Raw genomic sequence first — 25,898 nt, 5'->3', positions numbered from 1 at the left:
GCGGATCAACCGCCGATCAGCCCCGGCAGATCCGACCGTGCGCGGATCAGATCGTCCACGTCGTCCGGCATCGGGATCTCGCCGAAGTGCACCGCCCGCAACTGTGTCCGCAGCGTGATGACCGCCATCCGCAGCGACGAATACGCACGGTAGAAGTCCTCGTCGCGCGGCTGGTAGCCGCTGAGTTCGCGGTACCGGTCGGCGATGTCGGACCACCGCAGGAAGTCCGGCAGCCCGGCTATGCCGCGGGCTTCGGCGCCGAGTTGGAACATGCGGTGCAGGTACGCCAGCCACGCCAGGTCGAGTTCCGGCACGCCGAGCGCGGCCATCTCCCAGTCCAGCACCGCGACCGGCTCCGGGACCGGCTCGCCGTACATGATGTTGCCCACCCGCGAGTCGCCCCACGACAGCACCGTCGGGCCTTCCTCCGCGGGCCAGTTCGCCTCCAGCCAGGCGAACCCGCGCTCGATGAGCGGGGACGGGTGGTCCGTCATCGCCCAGTCGGCGTACGCCCGCGTCGCGTCGACGTGGCGGCGCAGCGTGGACCGGCCGTCGGCCGGCTCGCGGTCGAGGAGCGCGAACCGGGTCGCGGCGTCCGGGATGGCGTGCAGGGCGGCGATCGTCGCGACGGTCGTGTCCTGCATGCGCGCGCGGTCCGATTCCGGCAGTTCGGTGACCCAGGAGCCGTACACGTACGGCATGACGTCGGGCGGCACGCGGCCGTCGCGGCGCTCCATCACGAAGAACGGCGTGCCCAGCGGCCCCGCGTCGGGCTCGTGCCACAGCACCGGCGGCACCGGCACGTCGGTCAGCTCGCCGACCAGGCGCATCGTCTCGAACTGCCCGGCGAGGTCGTATGTCGGGAACACCGGCACCGCGCCTTCCGGCGGGGCGAGCCGCACGACGAGGCGCTGTTCGCCGCCCGCGGTGGTGCGCACGGTCACCAGCAGCGTTTCGCTGGACATGCCGTTGGCGGACGGGCTGGCCAGGTCGACGACCTCGGCCGCGGGGTCCGCGGTGCGGGCGCGCAGCCAGTCGGCGAAGGCCGCGCGGGCTTCGCCGGCGTCGCGGGTCGACGTCTTGGGGCGGAGGGCGCCGTTCTGCTCGCTCATGCTGTGCCGTGGTTCCTCTCGACCGGGGGGCCGTGGCGCGCCCCGCGGTGCCGCGGAGCATGCCGCATGGGACCACACATACAAGACTTAGTCAAGCAAATCGGGGCCGGTCAGCGTGCACCTTCCGCGTACGCCTCGACCAGGTCGATGTAGCGGCCGAGCAGCTCGGTGAGCCGGAGCCGGTCGTCCGGTGCCATGGGCGCCAGCACCTCGCGCATGAGGGCGAGCCGCGCGCCGGTGATCCGGGCGGTCACGCCGCGGCCCGCGGCGGTGAGGCGGACCACCACGTAGCGGCGGTTCGCCGGGTCCGGGGCGCGTTCGGCGAGGCCCAGGCGGACCAGCGGGTCGGCCGTCCGGGTCGCCGTGGACGGGTCCACGCCCAGCCGGGCGGCCAGTTCGTGCATGCGCCAGTCGCCGCGCGTCGCCAGGCACTCCAGGGCGTCGACCTGCACGGGGGTCAGCTCCGTGCCGTCCACCAGGTACAGGTCGCGCTGGAGGAGCTTGCTCGGCCGACTGCGGCGCAACTGCAGCACGGCGTCGACGAGCCGGGTGCCGATGGCGTCCCAGACGTCCTCGGGCGCCTCGGTCTCCACGTCCTGCCCGCTCGGCCCCATCGGCCCACATCCTCATATTTGTAAGTTGCAAGCATGGGAAATTGCAGCCGATCCTGCTTCACTCGCGCACACCGCGCAAGCTGCACCGCCCACAAACCCGCCCCGATCCGGAGGTGTCCCGTGTCCGTCCACGAATCCACCGGTGCCGCACCCGAGTTGGCAATCCGCGGCGGCACCGTCGTGGACGGCACCGGCGGTGCCCCCTACCGCGCAGACGTCGGCATCGCCGCCGGCCGCATCACCGCCATCGGTCCCACCGTCCGCGCCCCGCGCGAACTCGACGCCTCGGGTGCCCTCGTCTGCCCCGGCTTCCTCGACCTGCACACCCACTACGACCCGCAAGTCCTGTGGGACCCGTGGCTCACCCCCACCAGCTGGCAGGGCGTCACCGGCGTCGTCGCCGGCAACTGCGGCCTGTCCATGGCGCCGTGCCCGCCCGACATGCGCGGCTCGCTGCTCCGCATCCTCGAACACGTCGAAGACATGCCGCTGCCCGCCCTCGAAGCGGGCGTCGACTGGACGTTCACCAGCTACCCCGAGTACCTCGGCCGGGTCCGCCGCGCCGTCGGCATCAACTTCGGCGGCTACGTCGGCCACAACGCGGTCCGCCTGCACGCCATGGGCGAAGCCGCCCACGACCGCGCCGCCACCCCCGACGAGATCGACCGCATGCGCACCCTTGTCGCCGACGCCCTGCGCGCCGGTGCCCTCGGCTTCTCCACCGACCGCAGCGGCTTCCACATCGGCGACCGCGGCCGCCCCGTGCCGTCGATGAACGCCACGCAGGACGAGGTCGAAGCGCTCATGGCGGTCACCGCGGAGGTCGGCCGCGGCATCTGCCACGTGGCGCCCGGCGAGGACTTCGCGTGGCTGTACGACTTCCAGCCCCGCCTCGGCCGCCCCATCACCTGGTCGGCGCTGCTCACCTACCCGGAAGGCAGCCCGCGCGCTCCCTGGTCCGACAAGCTCGCCGTGCACCGGGCCGGACGCGAAGCCGGCGCGGACGTCCGTCCGCAGGTCACCTGCCGCCCGATCGTGCAGCGCTTCTCGCTCGCCGACCCGTCGTCGTTCTACTCCGTGCCGGTCTGGGGCGAACTCGCCGCGCTCGACACCGCCGGACGCGTCGCCCGCTACCGCGACCCGGCGTGGCGCGAACGCGCGTTCCGCGACCTGGACAGCCGCACCTGGGTGAACCCCCGCTGGGCCGACATCGAGATCGCCGAAAGCACCGCCCACACCGCCCTGATCGGCCGCCGCGTCGCCGACCTCGCCGCCGAACGCGGCACCGACCCGCTCGCCGTCATGATCGGCCTCGCCCTCGACGACGACCTCCGCACCCGCTTCGGCATCACCTTCGCCAACGACGACGAGGCCGCGCTGCGCACGCTGCTCACCGCCGAGGGCTGCGTGCTCGGCCTGTCCGACGCGGGCGCGCACACCGGACAGATCTGCGATGCGCAGATGCCCGTCGACTACCTCGCCCACTGGGTCCGCGACCGCGGCCTCACCGACGTCGCCACCGGCATCCACCGGCTCACCGGCGAACCCGCCGCGCTGCTCGGCCTCGCCGACCGCGGTCGGATCGCGGCCGCCGCCGCCGCGGACATCGCCGTCCTCGACTGGGACGCACTGCGCGCCATGCCGCCGCGCCGCGCCGCCGACGCCCCGGCGGGCGGCGAACGCCTGGTCGCCGACCCGCCGCCCGGCCTCGTGCACGTCCTCGTCAACGGCACGCCGATCCGCCTCGACGGCGCCGACGCCACGGCGGGACTGACCGCGCTGCCGGGACGCCTGCTGGCGCCCGCCTGACCCGGGCCGTCGCTCACCGCACCGCTGCCTCTCACCCGATCGGAGGACTCTCATGGCCGGCCCGACACCACCGAACGGACTTCCCGACGACGTCTGGATCGTCTCGTCCGACTCGCACATCATCGAACCGCCCGACCTGTGGACCGCCGCCGCCCCCGAGGACACCGAACTTCCGCGCGTCGTCCGGGAAGCCGACGGCGACTGGTGGTACGTCGCGGGCCGCAAGACCATGTCGTTCCTCGGCATCCAAACCGGCGACCGGTTCGAACGCCACGCCGACGAGCTCCGCACCTCCGCCGTGTTCGAAGACGTCCGCGACAGCGCCTACGACCCCGCCCGCTACCTGGCCGAGAACGAAACCGACGGCATCTGGGGCTCGGTTCTCTACCCGTCCCAAGGCCTCGTGCTCTACGCGGTCCCGGACAGCGCCGTCCTCACCCGCGCGGCCCGGATCTACAACGACTGGCTCGCCGCCTTCTGCGCGCACGACCCCGCGCGGCTCAAGGGGATCGCCATGCTCAACACCGACGACCCGGCCGAAGCCGCCGCCGAACTGCGCCGCGCCCACGGGCTCGGCCTGTCCGGCGCGATGATCCCGGTGCGCACTCCCGTGTGGAACCCCTACCGCAGCCCCGCCTTCGAACCGCTGTGGGAGGCCGCCGCCGGCCTCGGCGTGCCGCTGTCCCTGCACGTCGGCACCGACCGCGCCGACCCGCGAACGGGCGAGTTCTTCCTCGACGTCAAGGAAGTCCCGCCGTCCGCCTTCGTCAACAAGGACCAGCAGGTCCGCGCCGCCCTCGGCGACCTGATCCTGTCCGGCGTCTTCGAACGGCACCCGCGCCTCCGCGTCGGCACGGTCGAACACGAGCTGAGCTGGCTGCCGTTCTTCCTCGACCAAATGGACTACACCTACACCGACCGGCCCCCGCGCGGCGCCTGGCACCGCTTCGCCGACCCCGACACTCGGCCCTCCCACTACTGGCACAGCAACTGCTTCGCGTCCTTCCAGGAAGACGCCCTCGGCATCCGCAACCGCGACGTCATCGGCACGGACACTCTGATGTTCGGCTCCGACTACCCGCACACCGAGTCGACCTTCCCCCGCAGCCGCACCATGCTCGGCGGCATGCTGACCGACGTCCCGACCGACGAGGCAACCCGCATCGCCCAGCGGAACGTGGCCGACCTGTACGGCTTCACCGCGCCGCCGCGCCCCGCGACGGGCTGACCGCCGGGCGCCGGGGGCGCCCCTGCACGGCGCTCCCGCCGCCCGTCCGTCGACGTCAGGAGCCGCGTCCGTCGAACGCGGCCAAGACCACGTCCCACCAAGCAACACCGTCGGCAGCGTTGGCACCGCCGGCATCTCCGACGAGCCGAACTCCCGCGCCCCGCAGCGTCCGGATGCTCCGGGCGACCTGCGGGTGCCGGGCGAGCGCGTCGTTGAAGCACGGTGCCGCGACGACCGGCACTCCGGTGCCGAGCGCCTCGTTGAGGGTGCCCAGTGCGACGTTGTCGCTGATCCCCGACGCCCATTTGTTGAGCGTGTTGAACGTCAGAGGCGCCGCGAGGCAGGCATCGGCGGCCGGGAACGGGCGGCCTTCGCCGAGCCGCCGCTCCCGGGTCCGCACCGGCCGCCCGCAGACCGCCGCCGGAGCGGCCGGATCGTCCGCCAGCCACGATGCCGCGGTCGGTGTCAGCGTCACGCACACGTCCCAGCCCGCATCCACCAAGGCCGGAACGGCGTGCCGCAGCGAAGCGACCGGCGGTGCGGCCCCGGCGACGACGTAGAGCACAGCCACGCAGGGAGCTTACGTCGCACGTCCCGGAGCCGTCACCGGTGCTAAGTTCCGCGGATATGTCGGCTCAGACGGTGCCCATCCACTACGTGCACCGCATGTTGCGGGTGGCCGAGCGGCGGGGGTTCGACGTCGTTCCGCTGCTGCGGGACGCCGGGATTCCGGAAGACGTCGCGGGACATGCCAAAGCGCGGATCACCGTGGGACAGTTCGGGCGGGCGGCGCGACGGCTGTTGGTGCTGACCGACGACGAGCTGTTCGGGCTTGGACCGCGGGTGCCGCGGGGGACGTTCCGGTTGATCGGACTGTCGTTGATCCACGCGCCCGACCTGCGGACGGTGTTGGGACGGCTGGCCGACGCCTCGGCGGTGCTGGCGGGTGTCCCGCGGATCACCGTCACGGAGAACGGCGGGCAGACCACGCTTGCCGCGGATGTGTCCGCGTTGGACGATCCCGAGCACCTGGGCGCCGAGGTCGTCGCGACCCTGGCGCACCGCTTCTCCGGGTGGCTCATCGGACGCCGAATCGCCCTGCGGGCCGTGGAACTGCCGTATCCGGAGCCCGCATACGCCCTCGACTACTACCCGATCCTCGGCCGCATGCCGCTCTTCGGCGCCGAGCGGGTCGCGTTGACGTTCGACAGCGTCCTGCTGGCCGCGCCCTTGGTGCGCTCCGAGGCGGACCTGCTCGCGTACATCGACCTGATGCCGGGGAACTTCTTCGCCACGCGCGACCACGGCTCCACCACCGCGGACCGGGTCCGCAAGATCCTCGAAGGCGGGCTGCGCGGGACCTGGCCGACGTCGCACGAGATCGCCGCGCGGCTGGCGGTCAGCGTCCAGCATCTGCGCCGGATGCTGCGCGAGGAGAAGACCTCGGTCGGCCGCATCCGCGAGGAACTCCTGCGCGATGCCGCCATCACCAGCCTGGCCCGCGGGGAGGAACCCGTCGAGGACCTCGCCCGGCGGCTGGGCTATTCGGAGGCCAGCGCGTTCCGGCGGGCGTTCCGGCGCTGGACGGGGAGCCCGCCGGGCGCATACCGGCCCACGCACTGAGCCGTTCGGCCGCACCCGCGCGCGTGACGGTCACGCACCCGGCGCGTCCCGGTCATGGCCGCGGCCCCGGGCGGGCAGAAGTATCGGGGTCGGCGGAGATTCCGTCCGCCCCACGAGTGCCGCCCGGGTGACGAACAGGAACGCGCGTATGACACCAGTGCTCCGCATCGGCAACGCGTCGGGCTTCTACGGCGACCGCCTGTCCGCGGTCCGCGAGATGCTGACCGGCGGCGACCTGGACTACCTGACCGGCGACTACCTCGCCGAACTCACCATGCTCATCCTCGCCCGCGACCGCCTGAAGAACCCCGACCGCGGCTACGCGGCCACCTTCCTGCGCCAGATGCGCGACAACCTCGCCCTCGCCAAAGACCGCGGCGTCCGCATCGTCGCCAACGCCGGCGGCCTCAACCCGGCCGGTCTCGCCGCCGCGCTCCGCGAGCTCGCCGCCGAACTCGGCGTCGACGCGGCGATCGCCCACGTCGAAGGCGACGACCTGCGCCCGCGCGCCGTCGAACTCGGCCTCGGCGACCCGCTCGCCGCCAACGCCTACCTCGGCGCCTGGGGCATCGCCGCATGCTTGCGGAACGGCGCCGACATCGTCGTCACCGGCCGGGTCACCGACGCGTCGCTCGTCGTCGGACCCGCGGCCGCGCACTTCGGCTGGGCCCGCGACGACTACGACGCCCTCGCCGGCGCCGTCGTCGCCGGTCACGTCATCGAATGCGGTCCGCAGGCCACCGGCGGCAACTACGCCTTCTTCACCGAACTCACCGGACTCGCCGCCCCCGACCAGCCCGCGTTCCCCCTCGTCGAAATCGCCGCCGACGGCAGCAGCGTCGTTACCAAGCACCCCGGCACCGGCGGCGCCGTCACCCTCGGCACCGTCACCGCGCAGCTCCTGTACGAGATCGGCGGCGCCGACTATCCCGGCCCCGACGTCACCACCCGCTTCGACACCGTCGAACTCGCCGACGACGGCCCCGACCGCGTCCGCATCAGCGGCGTCCGCGGCACCCCGCCGCCGCCCCGGCTCAAAGTCGGCCTCAACACCCTCGGCGGCTACCGCAACGCCGTCACCTTCGTCCTCACCGGCCTCGACATCGCCGCCAAAGCCGACCTCGTGGAACGCCAAATGGCCGCGGCCCTCGCCGCCCGGCCGCCCGCCGAGACGCGCTGGACACTCGCCCGTACCGACCACGCCGACGCGGCCACCGAGGAAGAAGCCAGCGCGCTGCTGTACTGCGCCGTCAAGGACCCCGACCCGGCGGTCGTCGGCCGCGCGTTCACCGGCGCCGCCGTGGAACTCGCCCTGGCGAGCTACCCGGGGTTCCACGTCACCGCGCCGCCGGGGGACGCGGCCCCGTACGGCGTCTTCACCGCGGCGTACGTCGACGCCAAGGACGTCCCGCACACCGCCGTCCTCCCCGACGGCCGCCGCATCGCCGTCGACCCGCCGCACGAGACCCGGGAACCCCGCCCGACGGCGGACCGGAAGCAGCCCACGCCCCCACCACCAGGCAAAACCCGCCACGTCCCCCTGGGCCTGATCCTCGGCGCCCGCAGCGGCGACAAAGGCGGCAGCGCCAACCTCGGCGTGTGGGCCCGCACCGACGCCGCGTGGGAGTGGCTCGCCGCCTACCTGACCGTCGACGAACTGCGCCGCCTGCTCCCGGAGACCGCGGAACTCCCTGTCGAACGCCATGTGTTCGCCAACCTCAAAGCCCTCAACTTCGTCGTCGACGGCCTGCTCGGCGAAGGCGTCGCCGCACACGCCCGCTTCGACCCGCAGGCGAAAGCCCTCGGCGAATGGCTGCGCGCCCGCTACGCCGACATCCCGGAGGATCTGCTGTGACGACCCTGCACTCCGGCGTCGACACGACCGCCGCCGACTACCGCGCCAACCGCGACGCGATGCTCGCCAAACTCGACGAGATCGACGCCGAACACGCCAAAGCCCTCGCGGGCGGCGGCCCGAAGTACGTCGAACGGCACCGCAAACGCGGCAAGCTCCTCGCCCGCGAACGCATCGAACTCCTCCTCGACGAAGACGCACCTTTCCTCGAACTGTCCCCGCTCGCCGCGTGGGGCAGCGAGTACACCGTCGGCGGCAGCGTCGTCACCGGCATCGGCGTCGTCGAAGGCACCGAATGCATGGTCGTCGCCGGAGACCCCACCGTCCGCGGCGGCGCAATGAACCCATGGAGCCTCAAGAAAGTGCTGCGGGCCGCCGAGATCGCCCTGCGGAACCGGCTCCCGCTCATCAACCTCGTCGAGTCCGGCGGCGCCGACCTCCCCTCGCAGAAGGAGATCTTCATCCCCGGCGGCCGGGTCTTCCGCGACCTGACCCGCTCCTCGGCCGCGCGCATCCCCACGATCTCCCTGGTCTTCGGCAACTCGACGGCGGGCGGCGCCTACCTGCCCGGCATGTCCGACTACGTCGTCATGGTCAAGGACGCCGCCAAGGTCTTCCTCGGCGGCCCGCCCCTGGTCAAGATGGCCACCGGCGAGGAATCCGACGACGAATCCCTCGGCGGCGCCGACATGCACGCCCGCCGCTCCGGCCTCGCCGACTACCTCGCCGCCGACGAAGCCGACGCCATCCGCATCGGCCGCGGCATCGTCCGCCGGCTCAACCACCGCAAAGCCGGACCCGCGCCGAAGCCCGACTACGCGGAACCGCTCCACGACGCGGACGAGTTGCTCGGCATCGTGCCCACCGACCTCAAGGTCCCGTTCGACCCGCGCGACGTCGTCGCCCGCATCGTCGACGGCTCCGACTTCGACGAGTTCAAGCCCCTCTACGGCGGCAGCCTCGTCACCGGCTGGGCCGACATCCACGGGTATCCCGTCGGCATCCTCGCCAACGCCCGCGGCGTCCTCTTCAGCGAAGAGTCCCAGAAAGCCGCCCAGTTCATCCAGCTCGCGAACCAGACCGACACCCCGCTGCTGTTCCTGCACAACACGACCGGCTACATGGTCGGCAAAGACTACGAGCAACAGGGCATCATCAAACACGGCGCCATGATGATCAACGCCGTCGCGAACTCCACCGTCCCGCACATCTCGCTGCTCGTCGGCGCGTCCTACGGGGCAGGCCACTACGGCATGTGCGGCCGCGCCTACGAACCCCGCTTCCTGTTCGCCTGGCCCAGCGCCAAATCCGCCGTCATGGGCCCGCAGCAGCTCTCCGGCGTGCTGTCCATCGTCGCCCGGGAAGCCGCCGCCGGACGCGGACAGCCGTACAGCGACGCCGACGACGCCGCCATGCGGGCCCTCGTCGAAGGCCAGATCGAAGCCCAGTCGATGCCGATGTTCCTGTCCGGGATGCTCTACGACGACGGCGTCGTCGACCCGCGCGACACCCGCACCGTGCTCGGGCTGAGCCTGTCCGCGATCCACAACGCTCCGTACCGAGGCGCCGAAGGCTTCGGCGTCTTCCGAATGTGAGGCCGCGCCCCATGGTCACCGCCATCACTGCCGTCCTGGCCGCGAACCGCGGCGAGATCGCCCGCCGGATCTTCCGCACATGCGCCGACCTGGGCATCGGCACGGTCGCCGTGTACGCGGACCCGGACGCCGGCCTGCCGCACGTCCGCGAAGCCGACGCCGCCGTCCGCCTGCCCGGCAGCGCGCCGGGGGACACGTACCTGCGCGCCGACCTGCTGATCCGCGCCGCCCGTGACGCGGGCGCCGACGCCGTCCACCCCGGCTACGGATTCCTGTCCGAGAACGCCGAGTTCGCCCGCGCGGTGCTCGACGCCGGGCTCGTCTGGATCGGCCCGCCGCCCGAAGCCATCGCCGCGATGGGCTCCAAGACCGCCGCCAAGAAGACCATGGCCGGCGCGGGCGTGCCCGTGCTGCCCGAACTCGACCCGGCCGCGGTCACCGCCGCCGACCTGCCCGTCCTCGTCAAAGCCTCCGCGGGCGGCGGCGGACGCGGCATGCGCATCGTCCGCGACCTCGCCGACCTGGCCGACGCGGTGGCGGGCGCGAGCGCCGAAGCCGCCTCCGCCTTCGGCGACCCCGCGGTGTTCTGCGAACGCTATGTCGAAGCCGGACGGCACATCGAAGTCCAGATCCTCGCCGACCGGTTCGGCACCGTGTGGGCGGTGGGGGAGCGCGAGTGCTCCCTGCAGCGCCGGCACCAGAAAGTCGTCGAGGAAGCCCCGTCCCCGTTCGTCGACGGCCGCATGCGCGCCGCGCTGTTCGACGCCGCCCGCACCGCGGCCGCGACCATCGGCTACGTCGGCGCGGGCACCGTCGAGTTCCTCGCCACCGCCGACGGCGCCTTCTACTTCCTGGAAATGAACACCCGCCTCCAGGTCGAACACCCCGTCACCGAATGCACCACCGGCCTCGACCTGGTCGCCCTGCAGATCCGCATCGCGGAAGGCGACCGCCTTCCCGCGGAACAGCCCGCCGCGCACGGCCACGCCATCGAAGTCCGGCTCTACGCCGAAGACCCGGCCCGCGACTGGCAGCCGCAGAGCGGCACCCTGCACCGCATCGACGTGCCGCGCGCCACCGCCGCGTTCACCGTGCTGCGCGAACCCGGCGTGCGCCTCGACGCCGGCTTCGCCGACGGCGACCCGGTGAGCGTGCACTACGACCCGATGCTCGCCAAGGTCGTCGCCTACGCCCCGACCCGGGCAGAAGCCGCCCGCGCGCTCGCCGGCGCCCTGGCCGCCGCCCGCATCCACGGCGTCGCCACCAACCGGGACCTGCTGGTCAACGTCCTGCGCCACCCCGCGTTCCTGGCCGGCGACACCGACACGGCGTTCTTCGACCGGCACGGCCTCGACGTCCTGGCCGCACCGGTCGCCGACACCGAAGCCCGGCGGCTGTCCGCGCTGGCCGCGGCGCTGGCGGACGCGGCGCACAACCGGGCGCACGCCAAAGTCCTCGGGCAGCTGCCCGGCGGGTGGCGGAACGTGCCGTCGCAGGCGCAGCGGAAGACGTACCGGATCGGCGACGAGGAGCACGTGGTCGCCTACCGCGGCGGGCGCGACGGATACTCCGCCGTCGACTTCCCCGACGTCTCCGCGGCCGAAGCGGCTCCGGACCGCGTCGTGCTGACCGTGCGCGGCGTCCGACGGGTCTTCGACGTGGCCCGCTACCCGGGGCTCGTGTGCGTCGACTCGGCGCTCGGCGGCGTCGCCCTCGTACCGCAGCCGCGGTTCCGCGACCCCGAAGCGGCCGTCGCGGAAGGCTCGCTGCTGGCGCCGATGCCCGGCACCGTGCTGCGGGTCGCCGTCGCCCCCGGCGACCCGGTGGCCGCCGGACAGCCGCTGCTGTGGCTGGAGGCCATGAAGATGGAGCACCGCATCACCGCCCCGCACGCCGGTGTCGTCGCCGAGATCGCGGTCGCCGCCGGGCAGCAGGTCGACATGGGCGCGGTCCTCGCGATCGTCCACGCGCACCCCGACGCGCCTGCCGCACCGGGCGCAGTATCGGGCGCCGCGACTCCTTCCGCCGAAAGTCCCACCGAAAGTCCCGCCGAAAGTCCCGCCGCACCTCCCACCGCACCGGAAGGCAGGACACCGTGACCCGCTTCACCGAGTCCGACGAACGCCTTGCACTGCGCGCCTCCGTCCAAGCCCTCGGCCGCACATACGGCCACGGCTACTACCTCGACCTCGCCCGCAGCGGCGGCCACACCACCGAGGTGTGGCAGGAGGCCGGCGCCCTCGGCTACCTGAGCGTCAACGTCCCGGCCGAATACGGCGGCGGAGGCGGCGGCATCGGCGACCTCGCCGCGGTCTGCGAGGAACTGGCCGCGGCCGGCGTGCCGCTGCTCCTCATGGTGGTCTCGCCCGCGATCTGCGCGACCGTCATCGCCCGCTTCGGCACCGACGAACAGAAGAACGCGCTGCTCCCGCGGTTCGCCACCGCGGACCTCAAGATGGCCTTCGCCATCACCGAGCCCGACGCCGGATCCAACTCGCACAACATCACCACCACCGCGCGCCGCGACGGCACCGACTGGGTGCTGACCGGCCGCAAGGTCTACATCTCGGCCGTCGACCAGGCCGACGCCGTCCTCGTCGTCGGCCGCCTCGCGGACGCCCGCACCGGACGCCTCAAGCCCGCCCTCTTCGTCGTCCCCACCGACACACCGGGCTTCACCTACCGGCCGATCCCGATGGACCTGATCGCCACCGACCGGCAGTTCGAGGTCGTCCTCGACGACGTCCGGGTCCCCGGCGACGCCCTCGTCGGCTCCGAGGACGCCGCCCTCCAGCAGCTCTTCGCCGGACTCAACCCGGAACGCATCATGGTCGCGTCGTTCTACACCGGCATGGCGCGGCTCGCCCTGGAGAAGGCCGCCGAGTACGCGCGGACGCGGACGGTGTGGAAGGTCCCCATCGGCGCCCACCAGGGCATCGCTCACCCCCTCGCCCAAGCCAAGGTCGAAGTCGAACTCGCCCGCCTGATGACCCAGAAGGCCGCCGCGCTCTACGACGCGGGCGACGACCTCGCCGCGGGCGAAGCCGCCAACATGGCCAAGTACGCGGCCGCCGAAGCCGCCAACCATGCCGTCGACCAGGCGGTGCAGACGCACGGCGGCAACGGCCTGGCGTCCGAATACGGCCTCGGCGCGATGATCGGCGCGGCCCGCGCCGCGCGCATCGCACCGGTCAGCCGCGAGATGGTGCTCAACTTCGTGGCGCAGCACAGCCTGGGTTTGCCCAAGTCGTACTGACCCAAGTCGTGCTGACCGAAGATGTACTGACCCAAGACGTACCGATTTGCCTGGTCCGTGGCATGGCCCCCGCGCGGTGCGGGGAGGGGAGCATGAGGGCGCGCACGGGGCGCCCGCCGTTTTCTCATCCCCGCGCCATCGGGAGCACGCAGTGAGCGCAACGCAGGCATTCGTCATCGTCGGGGGCGGCCTGGCCGGCGCCAAGGCCGCCGAGGCACTTCGCGACGAAGGGTTCGACGGCCCCGTCGTGCTGCTCGCCGACGAGCGCGAACGCCCGTACGAAAGACCGCCGCTGTCCAAGGGCTACCTGCTGGGCACCGAGCGCGAGAAGGCGTACGTCCACCCGCTGGAGTGGTACGACGAGCACGACATCGACCTGCGCCTGGACACCGCCGCCACCGCCTTCGACCCCGCGGCGCACACGGTCGCGCTCGCGGACGGCAGCACCGTCCCGTACGCGAAACTCCTCCTCGCCACCGGTTCCAGCCCGCGCCGCATCCCGGTGCCCGGCGCCGACCTCGACGGGGTCCTCTACCTGCGTCGTTTCCCGGACAGCGACCGCATCAAGGAGACCTTCGCGGCCGCCGACCGGGTCGCCGTCGTCGGCGCCGGCTGGATCGGCCTGGAATGCGCCGCCGCGGGACGGGCCGCCGGGGTGGAGATCACCGTCCTGGAGGCCGCGGAGCTGCCACTGCTCGGGCCGCTCGGGCCGGAAGTCGCGCAGGTGTTCGCCGACCTGCACCGGGCGCACGGGGTCGACCTGCGGCTCGGCGTCCGGATCGAGGAGTTCACCGGCAGCGGCGGGAAGGTCACCGGCGTCCGGCTCGCCGACGGCACGGTCGTGGACGCCGACGCGGTCATCGTCGGCATCGGCATCACCCCGAACACCGCACTGGCGGAAGCTGCCGGAATCACCGTCGACAACGGCGTCAAAACCGATGCCCACCTGCGGACTTCCGACCCGGACGTGTTCGCGGCCGGCGACGTCGCCAACGCGTTCCACCCGCTCCTCGGCAAGAACCTGCGCGTCGAGCACTGGGCGAACGCCCTCAACCAGCCGCGTGTCGCCGCGCAGTCGATGCTCGGCAAGGACGCCGTATACGACCGGGTGCCGTACTTCTTCACCGACCAGTACGACCTGGGCATGGAGTACAGCGGCTACGTCGACCCCGGCGGCTACGACCGCGTCGTCTTCCGCGGCGACCCCGCCTCCGGCGAGTTCATCGCCTTCTGGACCGCGGAAGGCCGCGTCCTGGCCGGCATGAACGTCAACGTCTGGGACGTCACCGACCCGATCCGGGACCTCATCACCGCCAAGCGCCCGGTCGACCCGGACCGTTTGGCCGACCCGGATGTGCCGCTCGGCGAGCTGCTCTGAGCCTGTTCGCCTGCGGATACGGGAGAGGCCCCGGCCGCGGTACGGAGTTCTCCGTACCGCGGCCGGGGCTTCCCGAAGCGGCCGGATGCCGGGGCCGGTCGGGCCTCCGGTTCCGGCCGCGGCTCACTGCGGGAGGCCGAGGCCGCCCAGCGGGTTCTGCAGCGGCACGGCGTGCTTGAGGCTGCCGACGTGCGGGACGGCCCGCTTGAGGCCGCCGAGGTGCGGGACGGCCTGCGCGGCGGTCTCGAGATCCGGCACCGCCTGCGTTGCCGGGGCGAGGGTGTCGCCCACGGGGGCCACGGTCTCGCCCATCGCGGTGAACACCTCGCCGGTGCCCTGCTGGAGCATGTCCGACGCCGTCCAGTCGCCGTTCGGGGGCGGGAACGGCATGTCGGCCGCCTGGGCGGCCGAGGCGGGCAGAAGAACCGCGGAAATGCCGCCGACCAGCAGGCCGGCCGCAACAGTGCGCTTGATCATGCCGTGTCCAACGCGTTACCCGCCGCCGGGTTACGACCGAACCCACGATCGGGGGCACTGGCGCCCGCCACCTGGGGCGTTCCGGATCGGCCTGGTGTGGCCGTGCGGCGTGGCGCGCGACGGGGCCGTGTGATGCGGCCGGAAAACACCGCGGGGCGTCATTCGGCCGATCACGGGGTACCGGGCGAGTAACGGAAAACGGGGCGCGGAAGGAGCGACCATGGCAGACGACGCCCGGGGCGACGATGTCTACCAGCCGGTGAACAGCGGCGTCGACAACCCTCCCGACGACGCTCTGGACATGGAGAACGCGCTGGACGAGGCGGACCTCGACGCCACCCTCGACGAGGGCTACTCACCGCCCGAGCGCCCGCTCGCCGTCCTCGACTACGGCACCACGCAGAACGAGCAGCACGCGGGCGAGTCCCTCGACCGGCGCCTGACGCGCGAACGCCCCGACACCGCCGCCGAGGACGGCGACGGTATCGGCGACCTGGCCGACGGCGACGGCGAACCCCGCGACGACCAGGTGGGCGACGCCCGCACGGGACGCCTCTCCGTCGACTTCGACGACGGCCTGCGCGGCATGCGCACGGTCGCCCACGACGTCGGGATCGACGGGGGAGCGGCTACGGCGGAGGAAGCGGCCATGCATACGGTGCCGGACGACGAGCTTTGACGTGCCGGTTGTTGTCGGCGCCCGGGGCTTGACGGCGGGTTCGGCCGACGCGCACGGCGCTGCCGCGCGCGTCGGCCTCTTGTGTGCGTTTGCGGCCGGGTGCGGATCGGTGGCGCGGGTGTCCGGGCGCGGGGCGGGGGCGCCGCGAGCGTTGCCGCAGTGCCCCCGCCCCTGGAGATCGCCGACGCCGCCGGACCCCGTCTGACCTGCGCGGCGGCCCCTGGTCACCGGGCGACGATCAGGAGCTGCGGCCGCCCCTTGCGGGGGTGGCGGAGGCCGGTTCGACGACCGAGTCCGGGCCGGGGAAGACAAGGCTGGTGTGGCCGTCCTCGAAGCGGACGACGAACGGCGGTTCGCCGTCCGTGCCGCGGACCTCGACGATCTCGCCGCTGCGGTCCGCCTGGCCGACGGTGTTGCTGTGCATGTGGATGCGGTCGCCGACTGTTGCGTGCACCGGTTGCTCCTTTCCCGAGCGCCGACTTCCGCGCCGGCGCGCTCGGATGCCGAATCGCGGACAAGCCCGCGCGTTCCCCGGAATCCGGTGCCGCAGCCTTCCCGCGGGCCCGACTCCCCCGATCGGCGGCAGCCGGATCGGGGGAGCCGGGGCTCCGTCAGCTGAAGTCGGCCCGGTGGTCGGCGACCCACTCGGCGTAGCCGCGGGCGGGGTGGCCGGTGAGCCGGGTGATCGCGTCGTCGAGGGGGGCGTCGTTGCCGACGGTGGCGGCCATGAGGTCGAACAGGGCGTTGACGAAAGCGGGTTCCATGAACGCGGACATCTGCTCGCGCACCGGGACGTCGTCCAGTTCCTCGAACGCCAGGTCGCGTCCCAGCACGTCGCCCAAGACCCGCACCTGCTCGGCCTGGGTGAGGAACTGCGCGCCGTCCAGCCGGTAGGTCTGCCCGGCATGGCCGGAGCCGGTCAGGACCGCGGCCGCCGCGTCGGCGACGTCGCGCTCGTGCACCAGCGAAGCTGCGGCACGGGCGTAGGGGGCGCGCACGGTGTCCGAGCCGCCGAGTTGCATGGCGAACGACAGGGTGTTGATCGCGGGGAACATCAGCCGCAGGAACGTCCACCGGAAACCCGCGTCCACGACGGCCTGTTCGACGCGCGCGTGGTAGTCCGCGATGACGTCGGCCTGCTCGGCGGCTCCGTCGACGACCGCCCCGGAGGACAGGAACACGGCACGCCGAACTCCGGCGGCCGCGGCCTCCTTGAGCAGCACCGACGGGTCGAGACCGTACGGGAGGACCAGGAAGACCGCCTCGACCCCCGCAAGCGCCGGCCGCAGGCTCGCCCCGTCCGTCAGGTCGCCGCGCACGACCTCGACCCCCTCGGGCAGTCCCGCCTTCTCCGGGGTGCGGCTGAGCGCCCGCACGGGCTCACCCGAGGCGGCCAGCACCTCGGCCGTCTCGCGTCCGAAGTGCGCGGTAGCACCGGTGATCAGGATCATGCTCGCTCCCCAACAAGTCGTCTTCCGGCTTCGTGGACGACCGTAGGGTCGAAATAGGAAAGGTTTGTTCCGCATGGCACGGACCGGTGCTCATACGGCCTCGTCGTGGCGCTGCAGGCCGCCGGTTTGCGGGTGCTTGCCCAGGTCGGTCAGCCAGGCGGTGAGCACGGCCAGCAGTTCGTCCTCGTCATGCGTGCTGACCCAGGGAAGCTCGTGGATGCGGAAGGCAGCGCGCCAACGATCGACGGCCTCCACGAGATTCCGGTCGGCTGCGGGATGGTCGAGTGCCTTCCAGACGTCGAGCCAGGGGCTCAGCTCGCCGGAAGCCTCGACGCAAAAGGCGAGGGCATCACCGGCTTGCCCGTCCGGGGTGACGAGGCTGCGGATCCAGAAGGCGTCCAGGAACTCCCGAACAGCCGCCACCTGTTGCGGAGGCCACTCCGACCAGCGGGCGCGGGCGAAGGCCAGGCCGACGTCGTCCATGGATCGGAACGACTCGGACTCGCGGTCGGCGAGGTCTCGCGCGAGCTGGGGCAGGACGCGGCGGAGCACCGCACCGCGATCCTTCCAGTAGGCCGCTTGCCAGGCACGCCGCAGACGCTCGGGCTGGAGTTCCACGTCCGGCACCTTGAGGAGGGCAAGCTCTTCGGCGCTGCCCCAGTGGCATGTGCACTGGACTTCGTCGGGCGCCGCGACGGCACCCCGGAACATGGCGGTCAGTTTCTCCAGCGCCGCGTCGAGACGTAGCTGCGCGTCTTGGAGGAGCGGATCGGTCACGTCGGCACTCGCCTTCGAGGACTCCGCCGGCTAGCGCCGGGCGAAGCTCCCCACGCTACCGGTGCCCGGCCGGAGCCCCCCCGTGTCCCCCCGAGTTGCGGTCCCGCTACCTCAGCAGGCCCGTGAGGACGCCGGTCACGATGCGGGTGAACAGGTCGTCCACCGATTCCGGGGTCGGGGTTTGGCGGGTGAATGCGGCGGCCAGGTGGGGGTGGCGGCCTTCGGCGGCGATGTGGGTGAGGTAGGCGGCCTGGGCCTGCTGCCAGTCCGGGATCGTGCGGCCGTTCCGGGACTGGGCCACCTCGGTGCGGGCCAGTGCCGACACCACGGCGCTCAGCACGGCGATGGCTTCGAGTTTGTCGCGGGTCGGTACGTCCACGTCGGCGAGGGCGCCCAGGGCGTGTTCGAGGTAGGCGACGGTGCTCGGGCCCATCGGTGTGCGGGTGGCCGTCGCGTCGAGCAGCCAGGGGTGGGCGAGGGTGACGCGGCGGGATTCCCGGGCCAGGGCAAGCAGGTCGTCGAGCCACGCGCCGGTGCGCTCCGGGTACCGGATCTCGGCGTGGGCGCGGTCGACCATGAGTTCGACCAACTCCTCGCGCGCGGTGATGTACCGGTAGAGCGAGGCGGGACCCGCGCCCAGGGCGTCCGCGACGGCCCGGATGGTGACGGCGGAGAGGCCCTGGGCGTCGGCGAGGGCGACGCCCGCGGCGGCCAGCGCGTCGCGGTCGTAGCCGGGCGCCGGGCCCCGCGAGGCGCGTTCCGGGCGGAGCCAGATGCTGTCGGCGGCGGCCACGGCACGCGCCTCCTTCTTTCTGCGAACGGTGTATGCAGTAGAGTAGTACCCGGTAACTGCGAACAAGGATCGCAGTTGCCGGGGATCGTCGGAGATTGCCTGGAGAGGAGTGCGCCATGACCGCCACGACCGGAGGATTCGCCGAGACCGGCAGGCCTGGGCGCGCGGACGGGGCCGGGGAAGCCGCGCCGAAGCGGCCGGCGGCCCGCTCCTGGACGGCGACGCAGTTTGCCCGCAACGGCGATGTCGCCATCGCGTACGACCGCCTCGAAGGCTCGTCGGGAGCGCCGCTGCTCCTCGTGATGGGCCTCGCCACCGCCCGCTTCTGGTGGCCCGACGGCCTGGTCGACGCGTTCGCGGACGCCGGATTCGAGGTCGTCCGCTACGACCAGCGCGACGCCGGCGAGTCCACCCGGATGCCGGAGACGAAGACCGGCAACCCGTTCAAGGCGCTCTTCGGCAAGCGCGGCGAGGCGTACACCTCGGAGGACATGGTCGACGACGCCATCGCCGTGATGGACGAACTCGGCTGGGAGCAAGCGCACATCTTCGGGCACTCGATGGGCGGGCTCATCGCCCAGCGGGTGGCGCTGCGGCATCCCGACCGCGTCCTCAGCGTCACGTCGTCCGCCGCGCTCCCCAGCGACGTGGCCGGGCTCGGCGTGCTGCGCTATCTGCGCTTCGGGCTGCTGGCGAAGCTGGCCCGCACCAAGTTCCCCGAAGGCCGCGAGGGCGACATCGAGGCCTCGCTCGCGGTATGGCGTGGAATCGCGTCCCCGGGCTACCCCTTCGACGAGGAGGCCGCCCGGGCATGGGTCGAGGCCGAAGTCGACAGCGGGCCCCGCGACACGAAGGCGCAGAGCCGCCAGATCGGCGCCCAGTGGCACGGTGCCAAGCTGTCGGAACTGCACCACCCGACCCTGGTATTGCACGGCGAACAGGACCCGATCCTCAAGGTCCGCGCGGCGCACGCCACCGCCAAGGCGATCCGCGGCGCGCGCCTGGTGACGTTCCCCGGAGTCGGCCACGATCTGCCCGCCGCGCTGTGGCCCGACGTCGCCGCGGAGGTCGCCGCCGTCGCGGGCCTCGGCAACCCCTAGGGTGCTCCCGTTCCGCCGAAGTGCTGGGTGCCGAGTGCCGACACCAGCGCGAGCGACGCGTGGTCGGGCGATCCCGGCGGGGCCGTGTAGACGACCAGGCGGAGCGACGTTCCGGTGGCTTCCAGGACGTCGCAGTCCAGGGTCAGGCGCCCGACCTCGGGATGGTCGACCGTCTTCGGCTGGTACGCGCTCGGGCTGACCGCACCCGCCGCCCACAGCTCGGCGAACGCGGGGAAATCGGAACGCAGTTCCTCGACGAGGGCGCGCAGTCCCCGGTCGCCGGGGAAGCGGCCGAGGCCGGAGCGCAGGTCGGCGACCGCGTAGGCGCGGAACGCGGCGACTTCGGCCGGATTCCGGGTCACGCGGGACGGCAGCCCGTGGAAGTGCCTTCGCAGTACGTTGCGTTCGCCGTCGTCGCCGGTGGCTTCCGGGCCCAGGAGGGCGACGGCGGGCGGGTTCGCGAGGACGACCGTCCAAGCGCGGTCCATCACCATCACCGCGGCGTCGCCGAGCCGGTCGATGATCCGGTGCAGCCCGGGCGTGATGTGGGTGCCGGGCGCGCCGGCCGCGGGCGGGGCGTGTCCGGCGAGCCGGAACAGGTGGTCGCGTTCGTCGCCGCTGAGGCGGAGCGCCCGGGCGAGCGGCGCCAGGACTTCGGCCGACGGCCGCCCGGCGCGGCCCTGCTCCAGCCGGGCCAGGTATTCGACGGACAACCCGGCGAGCGTGGCCAGCTCCTGACGGCGCAGCCCGGGAGCCCGGCGGCGCGGGCCGACGGTCACCCCGGCTTCGGCGGGGGCGAGCCGGTCGCGCCAGGCGCGGAGGCAGGTGCCCAGTTCGTCGTCCATGCGGTTCATTCTGACCGGTCGCGGCGGCCGGAGGGTCGCCCTGCGAGTACCCGCTTCAGGCGGGCTCTCGTGCGTGGGCGGGCGCGGGCCGAGGGTGATCGGGACAGCGGATCGGGGCGCCGGGAGGCGACTCCGGCGCCGATGACCACCACGGAGGAATCACCATGCCTGCCGACACCCACGCCCGCCGACACGCCGACGACGAAGCCGCCTCCGACGCGGCCGCGAGCCGCCCGGGAGGGGGTGGGGACGGGGCGTGGACGGGCGGGGAGACCGGCGGTCGGGCAGTCGTGACCGCAGAGGCGTCGGCCGACACGACGGTGGAGCCCGGGGCGGCGGCCTCGGCCGAGGCCGCACGGGCTTCGGCCCGTGCGGGCCGGCCCGCCGCGGGGGGAGCCGAGGCGCCGGGCATCCCGGCCGCCCCGGGCCCCTTCCCCGGCTCCGAGCCCGCCCCCGACCGCGCTTGGACGGAGCAGCCCCTCCTCCGTCCCCTCACGCTCGGATCCCTCACCCTCCCCAACCGGGTCGTCATGGCGCCGCTCACCCGGGCCCGGGCGCAGAACGACGGGCTCGTGCCGACCGACCTGCACGCCGTCTACTACGGGCAGCGGGCCGGGGCCGGGCTCATCGTCACCGAAGGGGTGTCGGTGAGCGAGCGCGCGATCGGCTTCGTGCACGTGCCCGGGCTGTTCACCGAGGAACAGGTCGAGGGATGGCGCCGGGTCACCGGGGTGGTGCACGCACTGGGCGGACGGATCGTCGCGCAGCTGTGCCACATCGGCGGCGCGTCGCATCCGGACCTGCTGGGCGGCGCGCGGCCCGCCGGGCCCTCGGCGGTCGACCCCGAGGAAATGGCCTACACCGAGGACGGGTTCCAGCCCACTGGCACGCCGCGCGCCATGACCGAAGCCGACATCGACACCGCCGTCGAGGACTTCGCCTCGGCGGCGCGGAACGCCCGTCGGGCCGGGTTCGACGGGGTGGAGATCCACGCGGTCGGGTCGTACTTGATCCCGCAGTTCCTGAACCCGCAGCTGAACCGGCGCACCGACGCGTACGGCGGCGACGCGGAAGGCCGTCGGCAGCTGCTCCTGCGCATCGTCGACGCGGCCGCGGAGGCGTGGCCGGGGGAGCGGCGGGTGGGAGTGCGGATGTCGCCGTACTGGACGGCCAAGCGGTTCTGCCCGGACGCGGCGCTGTTGGCCGACTACGACGCGGCGGTGGCGGCGCTGAACGACCGGCCCGTCGCGTACCTGCACCTGCGCGGCCCGGACCCGGAGGCGCCCGGGCGGCCGGACTTCGCGGCGTTCCGGCGCTACCGGGAGCTGTTCCACGGGCCGGTGCTCGTCAACAACGGCTTCGACCGGGCGTCCGGCAACGCGGCGCTCGAGGCGGGCATCGCGGACGCGGTCGCCTACGGCGCCGGCTTCATCGCCAACCCCGACCTGGTGACGCGCTTCGCGCTGGACCGCGCGCCGGCGGCCGGCGACCCCGCGACGTTCTACGTGGGCGGCGCGGAAGGCTACGTGGACTACCCGATCAGCGGCTGACGGCCGGGAACCCGGCGGGCGGGGTTCCGCGCAGTTCCTTGGTGACCGTGCGCGCGGCGAGCAGCAGACGGTCGCCGACGGCGCGGATGGCCGCCGGGTCGAGCTCCGCCCACACGTACACGCTGATGTTGAGCGCGGCGCGGCCGTCGGCGGTGAAGGCGGGGGCGGACATGACCCCGGTCGGGTAGGTGCGGCCTTCCTTGAGGTCGTCGGCGAGGTAGTCGATCGCGCCGATCTCGTACAGCAGTTCGGCGACGGCGGGCCGCTGCCGCGGCGACAGCGAGTCCCACTCGACCAGCAGGGACCGCAGTCGGACGGATGCGGGCGTATGGCTCTCGATCGTGTAGCCGCGCGCCCGCACCGAGGCCAGCACCCGGGCGAACAAGTCGGCGCGCCCGGCATCCGGCTGCGGGGCACGGGCCAGCCATTCCGCGACGTCGTCCTCGGTACCCCACGCCACCAGCCCCGGCCCGAACGGCGGAGCAAAGGGAATCCGCTGCCCGACGCGCACCCCTTCCGACTCCTCCGCTTTGGCCGCGGCCCGGTAGCCGCCCACGACGATGTGCTCGCCGCTCGGATACGCCACCGACGCCGACATGCCCAACTCGTCGACCAGCGCGGCCAGTTCCCGATCAGCGGCGCGCGCCGCGGGCACGCCGGTCTCGGCCGAGCGCCCCAACGCGATCAACGCCGGACCCGGCGTGAACGTCCGGTCGACCGGATCCCGAATCACCCACCCCGCCCGCACGAGGGCCGCCAACACCGCGTGACACGTAGCCCGCGTCAACCCCAGATGGCGCACCAGCTCCGCCACCGTCGCCGGCTCGCCGGGCCGCGAGGCAAGAAACTCGGTCACCGCAATCACCCGATCGGTAGGCGGCGACACCATCGCCGACCACACCTCACCCGACTGCCCACCTGCGGCTTTCTGCATGCGGGCCAGGGTACGACAGGGGCGGGAGGGGAGGGCTGGTGCCGAGTGCGGGTGGTGGGCGAGGGAAGGGGGCGCCGCGCGCACGGTGGCCTGCGTGGCCTTGCCGTGGCGTTTGCCGACCGCGCGTGGTGGGGCATGCGGCGGCGGCGAGGGGAGTGCGTGCGGGGCATGCGGTGCAGGCCGCGGCGTGGTGGGGGCGTGCGGTGGTGAGGCGAGGTGGGGCGCAGTGCCAGGCGTGCGCGGGGTCGGTTGCGGTGGCGGTCGGCTGCCGTGGCGGTCGGCTCCGGGCACGGCTCAGGCGCAACTGTCGGCGCGCAACGGGCTGATGTCGTGGTGATGTCGAGTCCGACCGCGCGGCGCGGCGGCCGTCGGACAACTGCGCGCCCAAGTCGCCCGGCGCCGTCGGAAGGCCCGACGACGAATGGCTGAACTTCGCCGTGGCATCGCCGCTCATGCGCAAACCGGCTGCAGTGGGTCGGTTGTCGCAGTGATTTGCTCCGGCCTGGTCCCCCCAACGAGGCCAAGCGCGCCTTGGCCGGACTCTGCCATCGGACTCGGGACCGCGCCTGCGCGGGCGCCCTGACTTCCGGTCTGCGTCGCCCTGCTTCGGCCAGGGCGTAGTGGCGTGAACGGGCGGCGTTGTGAGGCAGGGGTTCGGCTCGGGCGGGAGAAGACGTGTGGTTGCGGAGCGAGGCGGGCAACGACCGGCACCACGACATCGGCTCCTTCCGGGCGAAGATCGCCCACGAGCAGCTCGTCAGGGATGCGTCGATCCCGTTCTCGATCCTGCACGCGACGCAGTTCTACGAGTTCGGCCGGCGGATCGCGGACGAGGCGACGACCGGCGACGAGGGGTGGGGAGGCGGCGCTGCGCGGGGTTGGAGGGTGTGGTGGCAGGGCTGGGCGGTGGAGGGCGGGGGCGGCGATCGGTGCCGGACGCGGCTCAGTCGCCGACGGTCGCAAGCCGGATCCCCCGTGGGGTCGCCGCTCACGCCCGATCCGACGCTGCCCCGTCCACGTCCGTGCCCTGACCTCCGTCCGGGTTGCCCGGGGAAGACGTGTGGTTGCGGAGCGAGGTAGTTCGGCGAACTCGGGCGCGAGGTGGCGGCGTTGCGCAGAGTGGAGCGTGTGGTGCCGTGGCGGTGGTGCGGTTCCGGACACGGCTCGGGCGCAGACGGCCACGGCCCTCACGCCGCCGCGGGATCGCCGCTCACGCGCGATCCGGCGTCGCGCGCTCCGTACCCGCGCCCTTGCCCGTGTCCTGCTTCCCGTCCCCGTCCCCGGCCTCGGCGTCCTCGTCCGGGGCGTCGGCCAAGGCGTGGGCTGCGGCGATGTCGTCGGCGTCCCAGCCCAGGTGGCCCGGGTTGTCGTGCTGCTTGGCCTGATCGTCGATCCACCGGTTGTGGGCTTCCCAGGCCGCCTGCTTGCTCGTCCCGAGCGCGGCCCCGATCTGCGCCCACGAGGCCCCCGCCTGCCGCGCCGACCGGACCGCCAGCTGGCGCCCGTAACCGGCCTTGCGTGCGACGACTTCGCTCAACGCCAGCAGCTCCAGCACTTCCGCTCGGCTCAGCGCCGCGTCTCCGTCGTCCCCGAACGCGAGAGAGTCGCGCGTCCGCAGAGCGTCGTAGCGTGCGGCAGCCGTCATCAGCGTGAAAGCCCGCTCAAGCTCGTCAGGAGTAGTCATAACCCGAGCGTGCCGTCAAGCTGCCCTGACGTCAAGCAGTCTTGACGAAAGCTTGACAGGCAGGCTGATTGTCTCCCTGAGGCGGCTGAGGGGGAGGCGCTCTGTTCGCCCGTCGGCGGGGCCTCCGACGCAGGTCACCAGGACCGGCATCTGCAGGAACTCCGCCGGGGGCGCGGTCAGCACCTCGCCGGACGGCATGACCGGCAACTTCGGCGGCGGGGACGAGGACTCGGCCGAGGGACGGTCCGCGGAGCAGGGCGGCAACTCCGCCGCCGAAGCGCTTTGCCGACCGGCCGCGTCGGCGGACCCACGCGCAACGCCGTCCTCCGACGCGCACCCCGTCACCAGACCATCTCGGGCGTGGCCTACCGGACCCGACCGGGCATACCCCCCGAGCTGCAAGACACCCCCGAGGGCAAAGCCCAGGTCTTCCGCCCGGTCGGCAACTGACCGACGGTGCCGCCGAGACGGCGTCGTGTCGGGGTGAACTCCTGGAGTCCGTCGCCTTGACCGTCAACGGCGTTACGGATCGGCGGAGTCGCAAAGTGAGCGTGTCCTTCTTCTGGCGGCGTACCTCAGCCGACGTGATCGCGTCGTCGTCCCCGCAGGAACTGCTGGACATGACGCTGAACTGGAGGGAAGAAGATCCGGACCTGTGCGCGGCAGGCCAGATCGCGTACGCGGAGTCCCACAGCGGACTGATGGACCGGGTACTCCGCGAGTGCTGCCCGGAACAGCCCGCCGCGGCGCTGCCCGTCTACGGCGGCGAGGCTCGGACGGACGCGGGGACAAACCCGGACGGCGAGGTGGAGGAGTACGTGGCCGTCGTGGTCCTGGCGCCCGACGCGGTGGCCGCCGCCGCGGAAGTGATGGCACATGCGGAGTACGCGGCCTGGATCGCCGCCCACCCGCAACGCATGACCGAAATCGTCCCCGACCTTCGACACTCGACGCCCTGGAGTGACGCCTGGGCGAAACACCTCGTCGAAGACCTGGAGGACCTTGAGGACTTCTACGCCGCCGCCGCGGCCGGCGACGCCGTGGTGAAGCATCAGAGCTGTTGACCGTAAGAGGGGGACGCCATGGACGCGACGCGGGCAGCTCGCATCCACGCGCTCGTGGGGGAGTGCCGAGCTGT

23 protein-coding genes are annotated in these 25,898 nt (G+C 72.9%); 12 read left to right on the top strand and 11 right to left on the bottom strand.

Going from position 1 to position 25,898, the window contains the following annotated elements:
• Positions 1-5 precede the first annotated feature (5 nt).
• Together ACPA54_RS15540 and ACPA54_RS15535 are read right to left on the bottom strand one after the other, a co-directional pair.
• Positions 6-1,112 carry a phosphotransferase family protein gene (locus ACPA54_RS15540; protein ID WP_423530046.1) on the bottom strand — a complete coding sequence of 369 codons (1,107 nt, stop codon included), beginning with the start codon at positions 1,110-1,112 and terminating at the stop codon, positions 6-8.
• A gap of 110 nt (positions 1,113-1,222) precedes the next feature.
• Positions 1,223-1,726, bottom strand: a complete 504-nt coding sequence (locus tag ACPA54_RS15535; RefSeq protein WP_423530044.1) for a MarR family winged helix-turn-helix transcriptional regulator — start codon at positions 1,724-1,726, stop codon at positions 1,223-1,225.
• 120 nt (positions 1,727-1,846) lie between these two features.
• On the opposite strand from ACPA54_RS15535, the gene ACPA54_RS15530 reads away from it, so the two are divergent.
• Together ACPA54_RS15530 and ACPA54_RS15525 are read left to right on the top strand one after the other, a co-directional pair.
• Positions 1,847-3,535 (top strand): N-acyl-D-amino-acid deacylase family protein, encoded by a 1,689-nt coding sequence (locus ACPA54_RS15530; protein WP_423530042.1) that lies wholly within the window; start codon positions 1,847-1,849, stop codon positions 3,533-3,535.
• 52 nt (positions 3,536-3,587) lie between these two features.
• On the top strand, positions 3,588-4,763 hold the full coding sequence (locus ACPA54_RS15525) for an amidohydrolase family protein (protein ID WP_423530040.1): 1,176 nt from the start codon (positions 3,588-3,590) through the stop codon (positions 4,761-4,763).
• 55 nt (positions 4,764-4,818) lie between these two features.
• On the opposite strand, the gene ACPA54_RS15520 is transcribed toward ACPA54_RS15525, so the two are convergent.
• The gene (locus ACPA54_RS15520) at positions 4,819-5,334 is read right to left on the bottom strand and encodes a flavoprotein (RefSeq protein ID WP_423530038.1); all 516 of its coding nucleotides are present in this window, start codon (positions 5,332-5,334) and stop codon (positions 4,819-4,821) included.
• 56 nt (positions 5,335-5,390) lie between these two features.
• Between ACPA54_RS15520 and ACPA54_RS15515 the strand changes: the two genes are divergently transcribed.
• The 6 genes from ACPA54_RS15515 (at position 5,391) to ACPA54_RS15490 (ending at position 14,470) form a co-directional block, all read left to right on the top strand.
• The gene (locus ACPA54_RS15515) at positions 5,391-6,386 is read left to right on the top strand and encodes an AraC family transcriptional regulator (protein ID WP_423530036.1); all 996 of its coding nucleotides are present in this window, start codon (positions 5,391-5,393) and stop codon (positions 6,384-6,386) included.
• A gap of 148 nt (positions 6,387-6,534) precedes the next feature.
• Entirely contained in the window at positions 6,535-8,241 is a 1,707-nt protein-coding gene (locus ACPA54_RS15510; RefSeq protein ID WP_423530034.1) for an acyclic terpene utilization AtuA family protein, read from the top strand.
• Positions 8,238-9,836, top strand: coding sequence for an acyl-CoA carboxylase subunit beta (locus tag ACPA54_RS15505; RefSeq protein ID WP_423530032.1), 1,599 nt, complete (start codon positions 8,238-8,240; stop codon positions 9,834-9,836). Before ACPA54_RS15510 ends, ACPA54_RS15505 begins: the two co-directional genes overlap by 4 nt.
• An 11-nt stretch (positions 9,837-9,847) precedes the next feature.
• Positions 9,848-11,935: an acetyl/propionyl/methylcrotonyl-CoA carboxylase subunit alpha gene (locus tag ACPA54_RS15500; RefSeq protein ID WP_423530030.1), complete on the top strand. Its 2,088-nt coding sequence runs from the start codon at positions 9,848-9,850 to the stop codon at positions 11,933-11,935.
• Positions 11,932-13,092 (top strand): acyl-CoA dehydrogenase family protein, encoded by a 1,161-nt coding sequence (locus ACPA54_RS15495; protein ID WP_423530029.1) that lies wholly within the window; start codon positions 11,932-11,934, stop codon positions 13,090-13,092. Before ACPA54_RS15500 ends, ACPA54_RS15495 begins: the two co-directional genes overlap by 4 nt.
• A 151-nt stretch (positions 13,093-13,243) precedes the next feature.
• Positions 13,244-14,470 (top strand): NAD(P)/FAD-dependent oxidoreductase, encoded by a 1,227-nt coding sequence (locus ACPA54_RS15490; RefSeq protein ID WP_423530027.1) that lies wholly within the window; start codon positions 13,244-13,246, stop codon positions 14,468-14,470.
• Positions 14,471-14,593: 123 nt separating this feature from the next.
• On the opposite strand, the gene ACPA54_RS15485 is transcribed toward ACPA54_RS15490, so the two are convergent.
• Positions 14,594-14,947 carry a hypothetical protein gene (locus ACPA54_RS15485; RefSeq protein WP_423530026.1) on the bottom strand — a complete coding sequence of 118 codons (354 nt, stop codon included), beginning with the start codon at positions 14,945-14,947 and terminating at the stop codon, positions 14,594-14,596.
• A gap of 220 nt (positions 14,948-15,167) precedes the next feature.
• On the opposite strand from ACPA54_RS15485, the gene ACPA54_RS15480 reads away from it, so the two are divergent.
• Positions 15,168-15,626 (top strand): DUF5709 domain-containing protein, encoded by a 459-nt coding sequence (locus ACPA54_RS15480; RefSeq protein ID WP_423530024.1) that lies wholly within the window; start codon positions 15,168-15,170, stop codon positions 15,624-15,626.
• Positions 15,627-15,864: 238 nt separating this feature from the next.
• On the opposite strand, the gene ACPA54_RS15475 is transcribed toward ACPA54_RS15480, so the two are convergent.
• From ACPA54_RS15475 to ACPA54_RS15460, 4 genes are all read right to left on the bottom strand, one after another.
• A complete protein-coding gene (locus tag ACPA54_RS15475) occupies positions 15,865-16,080 on the bottom strand; it encodes a DUF1918 domain-containing protein (RefSeq protein WP_423530022.1) in 216 nt (71 codons plus the stop codon).
• Positions 16,081-16,237: 157 nt separating this feature from the next.
• Positions 16,238-17,077 carry an SDR family oxidoreductase gene (locus ACPA54_RS15470; protein ID WP_423530021.1) on the bottom strand — a complete coding sequence of 280 codons (840 nt, stop codon included), beginning with the start codon at positions 17,075-17,077 and terminating at the stop codon, positions 16,238-16,240.
• 90 nt (positions 17,078-17,167) lie between these two features.
• Positions 17,168-17,854, bottom strand: coding sequence for a hypothetical protein (locus ACPA54_RS15465; protein ID WP_423530020.1), 687 nt, complete (start codon positions 17,852-17,854; stop codon positions 17,168-17,170).
• 106 nt (positions 17,855-17,960) lie between these two features.
• Positions 17,961-18,647: a TetR/AcrR family transcriptional regulator C-terminal domain-containing protein gene (locus ACPA54_RS15460; protein ID WP_423530018.1), complete on the bottom strand. Its 687-nt coding sequence runs from the start codon at positions 18,645-18,647 to the stop codon at positions 17,961-17,963.
• Positions 18,648-18,763: 116 nt separating this feature from the next.
• On the opposite strand from ACPA54_RS15460, the gene ACPA54_RS15455 reads away from it, so the two are divergent.
• A complete protein-coding gene (locus ACPA54_RS15455; RefSeq protein ID WP_423530016.1) occupies positions 18,764-19,747 on the top strand; it encodes an alpha/beta fold hydrolase in 984 nt (327 codons plus the stop codon).
• On the opposite strand, the gene ACPA54_RS15450 is transcribed toward ACPA54_RS15455, so the two are convergent.
• Complete coding sequence (locus tag ACPA54_RS15450) at positions 19,744-20,592, bottom strand: helix-turn-helix transcriptional regulator (protein ID WP_423530014.1); 849 nt, start codon at positions 20,590-20,592, stop codon at positions 19,744-19,746. The genes ACPA54_RS15455 and ACPA54_RS15450 overlap by 4 nt on opposite strands.
• 164 nt (positions 20,593-20,756) lie before the next feature.
• On the opposite strand from ACPA54_RS15450, the gene ACPA54_RS15445 reads away from it, so the two are divergent.
• Positions 20,757-22,142 (top strand): alkene reductase, encoded by a 1,386-nt coding sequence (locus tag ACPA54_RS15445; RefSeq protein ID WP_423530012.1) that lies wholly within the window; start codon positions 20,757-20,759, stop codon positions 22,140-22,142.
• Here the strand turns inward: ACPA54_RS15445 and ACPA54_RS15440 are convergent.
• Together ACPA54_RS15440 and ACPA54_RS15435 are read right to left on the bottom strand one after the other, a co-directional pair.
• A complete protein-coding gene (locus ACPA54_RS15440) occupies positions 22,132-23,076 on the bottom strand; it encodes an IclR family transcriptional regulator (protein ID WP_423530011.1) in 945 nt (314 codons plus the stop codon). The genes ACPA54_RS15445 and ACPA54_RS15440 overlap by 11 nt on opposite strands.
• 1,210 nt (positions 23,077-24,286) lie before the next feature.
• Positions 24,287-24,760 carry a hypothetical protein gene (locus ACPA54_RS15435; RefSeq protein WP_423530009.1) on the bottom strand — a complete coding sequence of 158 codons (474 nt, stop codon included), beginning with the start codon at positions 24,758-24,760 and terminating at the stop codon, positions 24,287-24,289.
• 545 nt (positions 24,761-25,305) lie between these two features.
• Between ACPA54_RS15435 and ACPA54_RS15430 the strand changes: the two genes are divergently transcribed.
• The gene (locus tag ACPA54_RS15430; RefSeq protein ID WP_423530007.1) at positions 25,306-25,824 is read left to right on the top strand and encodes a hypothetical protein; all 519 of its coding nucleotides are present in this window, start codon (positions 25,306-25,308) and stop codon (positions 25,822-25,824) included.
• Positions 25,825-25,898: the final 74 nt, after the last annotated feature.

The organism is Uniformispora flossi (assembly GCF_049534875.1).
Lineage (GTDB): Bacteria > Actinomycetota > Actinomycetes > Streptomycetales > Streptomycetaceae > Yinghuangia > Yinghuangia aomiensis.
Note: the sequence above shows the minus strand (reverse complement) of the source record. Positions and strands in the feature narration are given on the sequence as shown.

Excerpts from the sequence above, each read along its gene's own strand:
- ACPA54_RS15540 (WP_423530046.1), bottom strand. The coding sequence starts at position 1,112 with ATGAGCGAGCAGAACGGCGCCCTCCGCCCCAAGACGTCGACCCGCGAC.
- ACPA54_RS15535 (WP_423530044.1), bottom strand. The coding sequence starts at position 1,726 with ATGGGGCCGAGCGGGCAGGACGTGGAGACCGAGGCGCCCGAGGACGTC.
- ACPA54_RS15525 (WP_423530040.1), top strand. The coding sequence starts at position 3,588 with ATGGCCGGCCCGACACCACCGAACGGACTTCCCGACGACGTCTGGATC.
- ACPA54_RS15515 (WP_423530036.1), top strand. The coding sequence starts at position 5,391 with ATGTCGGCTCAGACGGTGCCCATCCACTACGTGCACCGCATGTTGCGG.
- ACPA54_RS15510 (WP_423530034.1), top strand. The coding sequence starts at position 6,535 with ATGACACCAGTGCTCCGCATCGGCAACGCGTCGGGCTTCTACGGCGAC.
- ACPA54_RS15500 (WP_423530030.1), top strand. The coding sequence starts at position 9,848 with ATGGTCACCGCCATCACTGCCGTCCTGGCCGCGAACCGCGGCGAGATC.
- ACPA54_RS15485 (WP_423530026.1), bottom strand. The coding sequence starts at position 14,947 with ATGATCAAGCGCACTGTTGCGGCCGGCCTGCTGGTCGGCGGCATTTCC.
- ACPA54_RS15480 (WP_423530024.1), top strand. The coding sequence starts at position 15,168 with ATGGCAGACGACGCCCGGGGCGACGATGTCTACCAGCCGGTGAACAGC.
- ACPA54_RS15470 (WP_423530021.1), bottom strand. The coding sequence starts at position 17,077 with ATGATCCTGATCACCGGTGCTACCGCGCACTTCGGACGCGAGACGGCC.
- ACPA54_RS15455 (WP_423530016.1), top strand. The coding sequence starts at position 18,764 with ATGACCGCCACGACCGGAGGATTCGCCGAGACCGGCAGGCCTGGGCGC.
- ACPA54_RS15450 (WP_423530014.1), bottom strand. The coding sequence starts at position 20,592 with ATGGACGACGAACTGGGCACCTGCCTCCGCGCCTGGCGCGACCGGCTC.
- ACPA54_RS15445 (WP_423530012.1), top strand. The coding sequence starts at position 20,757 with ATGCCTGCCGACACCCACGCCCGCCGACACGCCGACGACGAAGCCGCC.
- ACPA54_RS15440 (WP_423530011.1), bottom strand. The coding sequence starts at position 23,076 with ATGCAGAAAGCCGCAGGTGGGCAGTCGGGTGAGGTGTGGTCGGCGATG.
- ACPA54_RS15435 (WP_423530009.1), bottom strand. The coding sequence starts at position 24,760 with ATGACTACTCCTGACGAGCTTGAGCGGGCTTTCACGCTGATGACGGCT.